Origin of the sequence: Mesorhizobium sp. CA15, assembly GCF_020165215.1 — a bacterium.
Lineage (GTDB): Bacteria > Pseudomonadota > Alphaproteobacteria > Rhizobiales > Rhizobiaceae > Mesorhizobium.
The window spans coordinates 184,931-196,620 of sequence record NZ_JAIUHQ010000008.1 but is presented as its reverse complement, the minus strand read 5'-3'; the positions used below and the strand labels follow the sequence as shown (position 1 = coordinate 196,620).

Sequence of the window (11,690 nt, the reverse complement as noted above, 5' to 3'; positions counted from 1 at the left end):
GCCCCCCGTGATGCCGTCAGTGAGCGAAGGCGTTGGCAAGCTTGCTGTTGTTGTCGGTGAACAGCCACACCAGCCCGTCTGCCGCCTGTTTGACCCCGGCAACGATGGCCAGCGACAACACCGCGACGATCAGACCATATTCGACGGCCGTAGCGCCCGTTTCGTCTTGGATGAATTGCTGCAGCAGGTTTTTCATGATCATCGATCCCTCATGCAGAAACTCTAATGTCCTACCCGTTAAGAAAGGTTAACGGCAAAAGCTTAACAGCGAGTGAAACGCCGCCGCGCCGGAAAATCATTAACCAAGTCAGCACTCGCCGCTGCGGCTGCCGTCGTTGCGGATGACGCAGATTGAACTGGGCAAGGGCTGCAGCACGCTGCGGCGCACCGTATATGTATTGGGGCGATGGCCGATCGATCCGGTCGCGGTCATGTCGAGCCCGCCCGCGAAGCCGTCGCGAACGCTCTGCGGCCGGGCCTGGTTGTCCAGGAAAGGCGTTGCGATCAGCGCCAGCGCCACCGCTGCCGAGCCGAAGAGAAGCGTGATCCGCAGGATGCCCATGCCGGCGTCCACCGCGCGAAATCCCCGGTCGGGTCGGATCGAATCCCAGTCTCTTTCAAGGCTCATGCCGTGTTTCCCAGTCATCGACGACATCGCCGCGCGAAGCGGCCTCGCGCAATTTTTCACGTCGGGATAAATCTTCCATTAATGCTGACTAAACCAGCTCCCGGAAACGTGCGGAAACACTCGGCCGCCCGGGAAACGCCGACCTGCCGCCAAGTCGGCGCGAAACTACAAAAGATCGATGAGGAACTGGATCAGCGGCGCGTCGGCCGGCGGCATCGGATAGTCGCGCATCTGCCGCGGCCTGACCCATTTGAGCCCCTGGCCTTCCCTGGGCTGCGCGATACCACGAAAGCGGCGGCAGACATAGAGCGGCATCAAGAGATGGAAATCGTCATAGGAGTAGCTGGCGAAGGTGAGCGGCGCCAGGCACGGAATCTCGGTTTCGATGCCGAGTTCCTCATGCAGTTCGCGCACCAGGCACTCCTCCGGCGTCTCGCCGGGCTCGACCTTGCCGCCTGGAAACTCCCACAGGCCGGCAAGCTGCTTGCCTTCCGGGCGCTGCGCCAGAAGCACGCGCCGGTCGGTATCGACCAGCGCGCAGGCGGCGACCAGCAGCAGTCGCTTTCCGGCCGGCTTGACCTCGCTCATGCGCCCGGCGGCCGACGATAGTGGTAGCGATAGACTTCCTCGAAGCCGAGCGACCGGTAGAGCGAGAGCGCCGGCGCATTGCCGGCCTCGACCTGTAGCCAGGCCTCGCGCGCGCCGCGCAGCCGTGCCCATTTCAGCGCCGACAGGATGAGATTGCGGCCATGGCCCTTCTTGCGCGCCGACTTTTCGGTGGCGACCTCGAACAGACCCGCGAGATCGCCGTCATGAACGCAGATCAGCGTCGCCAGCGGCTCGTTGCCGTCCTCGAGCGCGAACAGCCCCGCTTCCGGCTGGATGGCGCCGATCACCTCTGACAGGCCGGGCCGCAGCGAGGCGTCCGAGCCGCTCGTCCTCAGCGAAGCGCCGATGAAACGGCTGATGTCCTTGAGCGGAATCTGGTCCATGGCCGCGCCAAGCTCGACCTCCTTCAGCGGCAACCGCATCACCAGGGATTCGTCGAACATGTTCCAGCCGGCCTTGTCGAGATGCGTGGACAAGACCTGTCCCGACAGCGGCGACATGCGAAAGGTGAGCGGCCTGCCATAGGCGTCGAAGCGTCTTGCGGCGCGGCCGATGCGCTCTTCGATGGCGTGAGTGTCGCCCGGATCGAGCGGATTGACGGAGTTGAGGCGCTTGGCGGGGAGACCTGCGGTCAGCCGCACGACCCAGGTCCCGTCATAATGGACGGCGGCCGCCGGCCAGGCGCGAAAACCCGCCGCCTCGTAGCGACGCACAACCGCGAGCACGCTTGCCGGATGCCTCGACACCGGCGCCATCAGCTCCGGTAATCGCCATTGATGGCGACATATTCCTTGGTGAGGTCGCAGGTCCACACCGTCGCCTTGCCGCGGCCGATGCCGAGATCGGCGCGGATGCGGATATCGTCGCGCTTCATATAGGCCGAGGTCGCTTCCTCCGAATAGGCCGGATCGCGCTCGCCCTCATGCGCCAGGCGGTTGTCGCCGAACCAGATCGACAGCCGGTCGCGGTCGGCCGGCTCGCCGGCCTTGCCGACGGCCATGACCACGCGGCCCCAATTGGCGTCCTCGCCGGCGACGGCCGTCTTGACCAGAGGCGAATTGGCGATCGAGAGCGCGATGCGCTTGGCCGAGCGGGCGGACTTCGCGCCGGTGACGGTGACCTCGACCTGCTTGCGCGCGCCCTCGCCGTCGCGCACCACCTGCAGCGCCAGCGACTTCAGCACCTTGCCGAGCGCCCGGCGGAAGGCGCCGAGCCGCGCATCCTTGGGATCGCCGATCGCCGGCGCGCCGCGCGCCGCGGCCTTGCCGGTGGCGAAGAAGAGCAGCGTGTCGCTGGTCGAGGTGTCGCTGTCGACGGTCACCGCATTGAAGGTCTTGGCCGTGCCGCGCGACAGCAGGTCCTGTAGCACGGGAGCTGCGATCGGCGCGTCGGTGGCAATGAAGGAGAGCATCGTCGCCATGTCGGGCGCTATCATGCCGGCGCCCTTGGCGATGCCGTTGATGGTGACGTCGGTGTCGCCGAGTTTGACCGTCGCCGTCGCCACCTTCGGATAGGTGTCCGTGGTCATGATCGCCTTGGCCGCCTCGGTCCACTGATCCGGCCTGCCGTCCTTGATCAGGCCGGCGAGCAGATGGCTGAATCTGGTCGTGTCGAGCGGCTCGCCGATGACGCCGGTCGAGGCCAGGAACACCTCGCTCTGCGAACATCCGGCGGCCTTCGCCGCCGCCTCGCCGGTCAGCGCGGTCGAAGCCTGGCCCTTCTTGCCCGTGAAGGCGTTGGCATTGCCGGAATTGACCACCAGGACACGCGCCTTGCCGGCGGGCAGGTTCTGACGGCAGAAGTCGACGGGCGCCGACGGACATTTCGACCTGGTGAACACGCCGGCGACAGCCGTGCCCGGATCGAAGGCCATGGCCAGCAGGTCGGTTCTGTTGCGGTACTTGATACCGGCTTCGGCGGTCGCGATGCGCACACCCTCGATGACCGGCATCTTCGGATATTTCTTCGGTGCGAGCGGCGAAATCGTAGCAGACATCGGTATCCCGGAGCGGCAAGAACACGAAAGGAAGGAAGCCGGTTTGCCCGATAGCGCGCGCCGGCGCAAGAGGCGTTCTGGCCGCGCCTTGCCGGCTTGGCCGGCGGCCTTGCAATTGGAAACACGTCGTTTCGTTTCGTCACCGAAGCCAATATGATCGGCCGCAGATTCACCGACCAAGGAAGACCTCGATGGGCGAAGCCGCCGCTCGCGGGCGCAAGTCGATCGGCGCAAAACGCAGTCCCGAGAGCGCCGATGCCATCCTCAACGCCGCCGAGGCGGTGTTGCGCGAGGCGGGCTATGCCGGCTTCTCGATCGAGGCCGTCGCCCGGCGGGCGCGGGCGGGAAAGCCGACCATCTATCGCTGGTGGCCGAGCAAGGCGGCCCTGCTGATCGAGGTTTACCAGCGGCAGAAGCGCGTCGAGACGCCCGACACCGGGAACGTCGAGGACGATCTGGCCGGCTTCCTCGAGAACCTGTTCGCGCATTGGCGCGACACCCCGTCGGGCAACATCTTCCGCTCGCTGATCGCAGAGGCGCAGTCGGACGAGACGGCCGCGGCCGCGCTTGCCGAATATTCAAAAGGACGCCGCAGCCATACCGGCCGGATGATCGAGCGCGCCAAGGCGCGCGGCGAGGTGGCGGCCGATGTCGATGCCGGGATCGTGGCCGACCTGGTCGCTTCTTTCGCCTGGAGGCATCTGCTGACCGAACGGCTCGACGAGGACAAGGCGGCGATCCGCGCCGCCATTCGCTACATCACGCGGGGCATAATGAACGCTTGACCCCCGAAAGCGAAAGGGCGCCCGAAGGCGCCCTTTCAGAATTATCCAGCCGCAAGCGGATTACTTGCCGGCTTCCAGCGTGTCGATGTCCTTCTTGAGCTTCTCGTCCGGGATCTCGACCTTGGCGGCCGCACGCAGCTCCTTGACCATGGCGAAATACTTGTCGCGGATCACCGCCTGCTTAGCCTGGTCCTTGACGTCGTCGAAGGCCGGCGGCTGCTTGGCGCGCTTGTCCTCGACCTTGATGACGTGCCAGCCGAACTGCGACTGCACCGGCTCCTTCGAATATTTGCCGACGTCGAGCGCGAACGCCGCCTTGTCGAATTCCGGCACCATCTGCCCCGGGCCGAACCAGCCGAGATCGCCGCCGCTGGTCTTGCCGCTCGGGTCGCTGGTGTGTTCGTTGGCGAGCTTCTGGAAATCGGCGCCGCCGTCGAGCTGCTTGATGATCGCCTCGGCCTCTTCCTTCGTCTTCACGAGGATGTGACGGGCATGGATTTCGTTGACCGGCGGCGTGTTGGCGATCTCCTGGTCATAGCGAGCGCGCACTTCGGCGTCCGTCACCTTGTCGACCACTTCCTTCTCGACGACCTCGCCATGCAGGGCTCGCGCCTGCAGGAAAGCCATGCGGCGCTGGAAGTCGGCGTCCTTGTCGAGGCCGCTGTCGACGGCCTTCTTGGCCATGACGCGGATTTCGATCGCCGCCGAGAGGGCCGCCGCGCGGCGCTGTTCAGGCGGCAGTTGCGCAAACTGCTGCGACAGTTCGCCTTCGGCGAGCCGAAGATCGGCCTCGGTCAGCTTCTCGCCGTTGACGGTGGCGATCACGGCATTGGGATCGACCGGAGCAGCCGCGGGCGCCGTGGCGTCCGGCTGGGCGGGCTTGGTCTCTTGCGCCATCAGCGGCGACAGGCAAAGAGCCGAGAGCCCGAAGGCCAGACCGAGGCTGGCGAGCGAGGCGCGGCGGATCGACAGGGACATCAAGATAAACTCCAATGGGGATTGCCAATAAGGATCGCGTGAGCGGAAGGGTTCCAGATCAGTCGAATTGTGGCGGAATTTGGCGCTGCCGATAGGGCTAACGCGGCGTTGACATCGATTGAGCCCCCTCTTATCTGTCCAACGACTTGGCGTCCAGAACCGTTTTCCGGGCGCTTTTTGCGTTTGTCCGCACTCACGCGGATTTGATGGGCCCGCCAGGTGCCTGTCGCAAACGGCTAAATTGCTATCGAAAGGGCCATTGGATGGTCAGTCTCGGCGGTCTCGCCCGTAAGGTTTTCGGTTCTTCCAACGACCGCCGCGTCAAGTCGACCCGGCCAAGGGTCGAAGCCATCAACGCCATGGAAAACGAGATGCGGGCGCTTTCCGATGCCGAGCTTGCGGGGCGCACGGAAAAGTTCCGCCAGGATCTGGCCAACGGCGCTGCGCTCGACGATCTCTTGGTTCCGGCCTTCGCCACGGTGCGCGAGGCCGCCCGCCGCGTGCTTGGCATGCGTCCCTTTGACGTGCAATTGATCGGTGGCATGGTGCTGCACAATGGCGGCATCGCCGAGATGCGCACCGGCGAGGGCAAGACGCTGGTCGCCACCTTGCCGGTTTACCTCAATGCGCTCGCCGGCAAGGGCGTGCATGTTGTCACCGTCAACGACTATCTCGCCAAGCGCGACGCCGAATGGATGGGCCGCGTCTACAAGTTCCTTGGCCTCAACGTCGGCGTCATCGTCCACGGCCTTTCCGACGAGGAACGCCGTGAGGCCTATGCCTGCGACGTCACCTATGCCACCAACAACGAGCTCGGCTTCGACTATCTGCGCGACAACATGAAGTATGAGCGCTCGCAGATGGTGCAGCGTGGACACTCGTACGCCATCGTCGACGAGGTCGATTCCATCCTGGTCGACGAAGCGCGCACGCCGCTGATCATTTCCGGTCCGCTCGAGGACCGCTCGGAAATGTACAACACCATCGACGCCTTCATGCTGAAGCTCGGCCCCGCCGACTATGAGGTTGACGAGAAGCAGAAGACGACGATCTTCACCGAGGACGGCACCGAGAAGCTGGAAAACATGCTGCGCGACGCCGGCCTGTTGAAAGGCGAGTCGCTCTACGACGTAGAGAATGTCGCCATCGTCCATCATGTCAACAACGCGCTAAAGGCGCACCTGTTGTTCCAGAAGGACAGGGACTACATCGTGCGCAACGGCGAGATCGTCATTATCGACGAGTTCACCGGCCGCATGATGCCGGGCCGCCGCTATTCAGAAGGCCTGCACCAGGCGCTCGAGGCCAAGGAGCACGTTCAGATCCAGCCCGAGAACCAGACGCTGGCCTCCGTCACCTTCCAGAACTATTTCCGCCTCTACAAGAAGCTCGCCGGCATGACCGGCACGGCACTGACCGAGGCGGAGGAATTCGGCAACATCTACGGCCTCGAGGTCACCGAAATCCCGACCAACCTGCCTGTCATCCGCAAGGATGAGGACGATGAGGTCTACCGGACGGTCGAGGAGAAGTACAAGGCGATCGTCAGGGAAATCCGCGAAGCCAGCGCCAAAGGCCAGCCGACGCTGGTCGGCACCACCTCGATCGAGAAATCCGAGCAGCTGGCCGAGCGCCTGCGCAAGGACGGCTTCAAGGACTTCGAAGTGCTGAACGCCCGTCACCACGAGCGCGAGGCGGCCATCGTCGCCCAGGCCGGCAAGCCCGGCGCCATCACCATCGCCACCAACATGGCCGGCCGCGGCACCGACATCAAGCTCGGCGGCAATGCCGAGATGCGCATCGCGGAGGAACTTGGAGACATGCCCGAGGGCCCCGAGCGCGAGGCCAGGGAAAGGGAAATCCACGCCGACGTCGAGCGCCTGAGGGAAAAGGCGCTGGCCGCCGGCGGCCTCTATGTTCTGGCCACCGAACGCCACGAATCGCGCCGCATCGACAACCAGCTTAGAGGTCGTTCGGGAAGACAAGGCGATCCCGGCCGCTCGAAATTCTTCCTGTCGCTGCAGGACGATCTGATGCGCATCTTCGGCTCCGAGCGCATGGACGGCATGCTGCAGAAGCTCGGCCTCAAGGAAGACGAGGCGATCATCCATCCCTGGATCAACAAGGCACTGGAAAAAGCGCAAAAGAAGGTCGAGGCGCGCAACTTCGACATCCGCAAGAACCTCCTGAAATATGACGACGTTGCCAACGACCAACGCAAGGCGGTGTTCCAGCGGCGCATCGAGCTGATGGACGGAGAAGGTCTCGCCGAAACCATTGCCGAGATGCGCGAAGGCGTCATCGAGGAGATCGTCGCCAAGAACATCCCCGAAAACGCCTATGCCGAGCAGTGGAACGTCGCCGGTCTCAAGGAGGAAGTGGCGCAGTACCTCAACCTCGACCTGCCGGTCGAGGAATGGGTCAAGGAAGAAGGCATCGCCGAGGACGACATTCGCGAGCGCATCACGGCCGCCGCCAACGCCGCCGCCAAGGAGCGCGCCGACCGCTTCGGCCCCGATGTGATGAACTATGTCGAACGCTCGGTGGTGCTGCAGACGCTCGACCATCTGTGGCGCGAGCACATCGTCAATCTCGACCATCTGCGCTCGGTCGTCGGCTTCCGCGGCTACGCCCAGCGCGACCCGCTGCAGGAATACAAGAGCGAGGCCTTCGAGCTGTTCCAGGCCATGCTCGGCAATCTGGAGCAGGCCGTCACCGCACAGCTGATGCGCGTCGAGCTGGTGCGCCAGGCGGCCGATGCGCCGCCGCCTGAAGCGCCCGAGATGTTCGGCAGCCATATCGACGGCTCCACCGGCGAGGATGATTTCCAAGGCGGCGAGACCGCGCTTCTGATACGTCAGGATACCAACGCCGTCGTCGCGCCGGAAAACCGCGATCCGAAGAACCCCGCGAGCTGGGGCAAGGTCGGCCGCAACGAGCTCTGCCCCTGCGGCTCCGGCAAGAAGTACAAGCACTGCCACGGCACGTTCGCCTGACGCCTATTTCCTTCTCCCCGTTCAACGGGGAGAAGGTGCCCGAAGGGCGGATGAGGGGCAGCGCCGGGGCCGGCGGTTTCCTTCAGGCGCAGAAAACAAGCCTCACACCAGACCCGACGCGCGCGCCGCGGCAGCCGCTTCGCCGCGCGAGATGACCTCCAGCTTCTCCAGCACGGCCGAAACGTGGTGATCGACCGTCTTGGGCGAAATGGTCAGATGCGCGGCGATCTTCTTGTTGGAAAAGCCTCGCTCGAGAAGTTCCAGGACTTCCATCTGGCGCTGCGTGAGGCCGGCCTGATTGGCGCGCGTCGCCTGTCGCGGCCCTCTCGCGATGTGACTGATGCCGCTTTCCCGCATGAGGCTGCGCGCCTGCTGCGCGACCGCCCTCGCGCCAAGGTCCTCGAAAATGGCGAGCGCCTCGCGCTGCGCCGCTTCGTCGCCGAGCAGCAAGGCCATTGCCTGTTCGAAAGGCGCCCCCATTTCGGCCCATAGCCTGGCGGCGGCGCGCCAGTCGCCCGTCAGTTGCAGGCGGTGCGGCTCCGCCATGCCGTCCGTGTCGCCGGGTTCGGATCCCGGCGACAACAGTTCCCGCCAGGTGGCAAGTTCGCCGAACACGGCCGGCGTCGGCGCGAGATTTTCGGCAACCGCGATCAGGCGCAAGGCTTCCTGCCTGTCGGCTTGTCCAAGCCAGGCCGATTCGGCCAGCACCTGGGCAAACGCCACCAGGCGCTGCAGCTCCATGCCCTTGTCCAGGAACCGCCTCATCTCTTCGACGATCGGCTCGGCCGACGGGTCGCCGCGGCGGATGCGCAATCGTGCCAGCGCCACCAGCGACGGATAGCGCACCAGCGGCGTCGTTGCGTCGTCGTCGACAACCTCATGCGCCATTGTCGCGGCGTCGTTCCACAAGCCGCGGCGAAGCAAAAGCTGCGCCTGCACGCCGCGCATGTAGTCGCGCCATGTCGCGAGATCGTTCTCGACGCAATAGCCGATGCCGCGATCCAGGAACGACGCCGCCTCCTTGAAGTTGAGCCTGTTCATCTCGACGCAGGCGCAATTCGTGAAGGCGCGCGCCGCATGCTCCTGGTAGTTGCCCGACAGCGCAATCCCAAGGCTGCGGGCGAGATCGCGCCTGCCCTTGGCAAAATCCAGCCATTGTCCGGCGGCGCCGACATTGTTCAGCGCATGACATAGAATGTCCGCCCGGTTGAGCCGCTCCGCCAGCTCGACCGCCTTGCCGCCGAGCGAAAGGGCGTCCTCGAGCCGCTCGGCCAGCATCGCCAGTTGCGAGAGGTTCGAATAAGCCATCGCCAGCTCGGCGCTGTCGGGCGCGGTCTCCAGAAGCCCCACGGCCTGCTCTCCGAACCGATCCGCCGACTCGCGATCGCCGAGCAGATAGGCAAAGCGCGACAGGCATCTGAGGCTGTCGCCTTCCTTGAGCCGGTCGCCCAGCGCCTGGCGCAGCTGGCGCGCCCGGCCCTGCGCCTCCATCGCCGCCTCGACGCGGCCGATCAGGTGGCACTCGAAGGCATGCCCCTCGTAGAGCTCCGCCCGCTTCTCGATCGGCAGAGTATCGGCGTAGCGCAGGGCGACCTCGTAATAGCCCGCCGCATCGCGATGCGCGCCGACGCGGGATGCCTCCCGCGCGGCAAGCGGCGCGAGCTCGCGCACCACGTCGAGGCTTTGCGCTTCCACGGCATGATGCACCAGCCTTGCGGTGGCGACTTGCGGATTTTCCCGTAATGCCGCCAGCGCGCGCTCATTGTACTCGCGTCGTTTGCTGGGCGTCAGCGCCATCTCGATGGCCGTGCGGGCGATCTCGTGCCGGAAAGCATAACCATCGCCGAAATCCTCGAGCAGGCCGTTGGCCACGCATTCGGCGAGCTGGCCGGCGGCGGCGATCCCGCAAAGGCCGCTCAGCGCCCAGGCATCGGCGCGGCGCGGAAACACCGAGACCGCGTCGAGCATCGAGCGGGCGCCGGGCGACAATCTTTCGGCGCGCGCCAGCACGGCGTCGCGGACGCTCGCCGGCAACGCGCCATCGACCGCGGCGGCGAGCAGCTCGGTGACGAAGAAGGCGTTGCCCGCCGTTGCGCGGTAGATCGCGTCGCCGTCGCGCTCGGCCGCCGCGGCGAGCGAGAGCACCGCGCTTTCGCTGAGCAGCGGCACTTCTATGCGTTGGATATTGCCGGCCGGTATCTCGCCGAGCGCCCGGCGCACGCGCATCTGTCCTTCGCTGCGGTCGGTGCGCGCCGTGATCAGAAGCAGGATGTGCGTGTTTGCGATGCGCCGGCCGAGGAAACGCACGAAATCGAGCGTCGCGTCATCGGCCCAGTGCAGGTCCTCGATGACGAGCAGGCAAGGACCTTTCGCTTCGAAGACGTCGAGCGCCTCGGAAAACAATGGCAGCCGCTGCACCTGGCGGTCGTCGATCGCTCGCGGCGGCTCCCACTGCGCCTCGCGCGCCAGATCGTAAAGCGGCCCCAGGGGATCGGGAATGGAGAGATCCTCGCAGGCGCTGCGAAGCACGATCAGACCCTTGCCCAAGCGGCTTGCGAACGCTTCGGCCAGCGCCGTCTTGCCGGCGCCGGCTTCTCCCGACAGGACCACGACGCGGCCGCGGCCGCCTGTTGCATCCGCCAGCAAAGCATCCATTTGCTGCAGCTGCATCTGCCGTTCCAGAAGCATTGTCACTCTCTCGCCAAATCAGAATTTCCATCGTGGCGGGCCGCCGCCGCGATAGCCTAGGAAACGGCGCGACAATGTGACTTTCCACACACTGAGGTGCCATCTTCCACAAAAAACGTCGCAAAGATAGGGATTCGTCCCGGCCAATATGGGGAATGGCTCCGATGCGCGCCTGCCGCGAAGGTGATTTCTGCTGGGTCGCGCTTGAACCGAGCGCAATTCACAATGAAAGGAAACCGATCGTGCCTCGTTACCTGATTGAACGTACCTTCCCCGATGGGCTGCACGTGCCGATGAACGACGCCGGCGCAACCGCGATGGGCGGCGTCATCGCCCGCAATGCCGAGAAAGGCGTAACCTGGGTGCAATCCTTCGTCTCGCCCGACAAGAGCAAGAGCTTCTGCATCTACGATGCGCCCTCGCCGGAGGCGATCCGCAGCACCGCGCAGAAGAATTCGCTTCCCGTCGACAAGATCACGGAGGTCCGGGTCCTCGACCCCTACTTTTATCGCTGATCGGGCAGACCATGTTGGGCAGACCATACCCGTCGCCGGCGGACCTGACGCCGTGCCAGAAGACGAGGCTGCATCCGCCGCGGCGGACATCGTCCCGTCACGGCGCGGCTTCATGCGACGGGCTGTGTCGGCGTTGCTTTCGCCCCTGCGACACCGGCGACGCTTTCTGCCACCGCAGGACGACTACCTGAGACGCGACATCGGCCTGCACGAGCGGGAAAACCCGCGCGAATACTGGGAATATTGGTGGCATCACAGCTGATCCCGCACCGGGCATTCCAAGAAGACTGCGCAGCGGTTTTCCGTCCGGAATTGCGCAAAACAAAGACTTGGAGCGGTTCGTTCGGTGAACCGCTCTGGTCGGGATCAGCGACCATCCCTTTAACAAACAGGCGCCGCCGGCGTTCGGAGTTGGCCTACCGGCCGACTGCCGCCGCTTGCGCGCCTCAATTGGAGAGACAAATGAACATTCAGACCTTAATCAAATGCGTTGTC

General features: G+C 64.9%; 11 protein-coding genes. 4 read left to right on the top strand and 7 right to left on the bottom strand.

Annotated elements, in window-relative coordinates; translation table 11 throughout:
• Nucleotides 1-16: 16 nt before the first annotated feature.
• The 5 genes from LB515_RS16110 to argJ all read right to left on the bottom strand — a co-directional run bounded on the left by LB515_RS16110 (nucleotide 17) and on the right by argJ (nucleotide 3,233).
• Nucleotides 17-196, bottom strand: coding sequence for a Flp family type IVb pilin (locus LB515_RS16110; protein WP_140847402.1), 180 nt, complete (start codon nucleotides 194-196; stop codon nucleotides 17-19).
• A 111-nt stretch (nucleotides 197-307) separates the two neighbouring features.
• The gene (locus LB515_RS16105) at nucleotides 308-628 is read right to left on the bottom strand and encodes a hypothetical protein (RefSeq protein ID WP_224609545.1); all 321 of its coding nucleotides are present in this window, start codon (nucleotides 626-628) and stop codon (nucleotides 308-310) included.
• Nucleotides 629-793: 165 nt separating this feature from the next.
• Complete coding sequence (locus LB515_RS16100; RefSeq protein WP_140847406.1) at nucleotides 794-1,216, bottom strand: (deoxy)nucleoside triphosphate pyrophosphohydrolase; 423 nt, start codon at nucleotides 1,214-1,216, stop codon at nucleotides 794-796.
• A complete protein-coding gene (locus LB515_RS16095) occupies nucleotides 1,213-1,992 on the bottom strand; it encodes a GNAT family N-acetyltransferase (protein WP_181170685.1) in 780 nt (259 codons plus the stop codon). Before LB515_RS16095 ends, LB515_RS16100 begins: the two co-directional genes overlap by 4 nt.
• Nucleotides 1,992-3,233, bottom strand: a complete 1,242-nt coding sequence (gene argJ, locus LB515_RS16090; RefSeq protein WP_224608092.1) for a bifunctional glutamate N-acetyltransferase/amino-acid acetyltransferase ArgJ — start codon at nucleotides 3,231-3,233, stop codon at nucleotides 1,992-1,994. The genes LB515_RS16095 and argJ overlap by 1 nt, the downstream gene beginning before the upstream one ends.
• Before the next feature lie 191 nt (nucleotides 3,234-3,424).
• On the opposite strand from argJ, the gene LB515_RS16085 reads away from it, so the two are divergent.
• The gene (locus tag LB515_RS16085; protein WP_095767511.1) at nucleotides 3,425-4,018 is read left to right on the top strand and encodes a TetR/AcrR family transcriptional regulator; all 594 of its coding nucleotides are present in this window, start codon (nucleotides 3,425-3,427) and stop codon (nucleotides 4,016-4,018) included.
• Nucleotides 4,019-4,078: 60 nt separating this feature from the next.
• Here the strand turns inward: LB515_RS16085 and LB515_RS16080 are convergent, their stop codons facing one another.
• Complete coding sequence (locus LB515_RS16080; protein ID WP_095767510.1) at nucleotides 4,079-4,996, bottom strand: peptidylprolyl isomerase; 918 nt, start codon at nucleotides 4,994-4,996, stop codon at nucleotides 4,079-4,081.
• A 263-nt stretch (nucleotides 4,997-5,259) separates the two neighbouring features.
• On the opposite strand from LB515_RS16080, the gene secA reads away from it, so the two are divergent.
• The gene (secA, locus tag LB515_RS16075; protein ID WP_224608089.1) at nucleotides 5,260-7,992 is read left to right on the top strand and encodes a preprotein translocase subunit SecA; all 2,733 of its coding nucleotides are present in this window, start codon (nucleotides 5,260-5,262) and stop codon (nucleotides 7,990-7,992) included.
• Between the two features lie 102 nt (nucleotides 7,993-8,094).
• Here secA and LB515_RS16070 read toward each other — a convergent pair whose 3' ends face one another.
• A complete protein-coding gene (locus LB515_RS16070; protein ID WP_224708302.1) occupies nucleotides 8,095-10,662 on the bottom strand; it encodes a helix-turn-helix transcriptional regulator in 2,568 nt (855 codons plus the stop codon).
• Between the two features lie 260 nt (nucleotides 10,663-10,922).
• On the opposite strand from LB515_RS16070, the gene LB515_RS16065 reads away from it, so the two are divergent.
• Together LB515_RS16065 and LB515_RS16060 are read left to right on the top strand one after the other, a co-directional pair.
• Nucleotides 10,923-11,195: a DUF4242 domain-containing protein gene (locus tag LB515_RS16065; protein ID WP_095767571.1), complete on the top strand. Its 273-nt coding sequence runs from the start codon at nucleotides 10,923-10,925 to the stop codon at nucleotides 11,193-11,195.
• Nucleotides 11,196-11,247: 52 nt separating this feature from the next.
• Nucleotides 11,248-11,457, top strand: coding sequence for a hypothetical protein (locus LB515_RS16060; protein WP_140847420.1), 210 nt, complete (start codon nucleotides 11,248-11,250; stop codon nucleotides 11,455-11,457).
• Nucleotides 11,458-11,690: the final 233 nt, after the last annotated feature.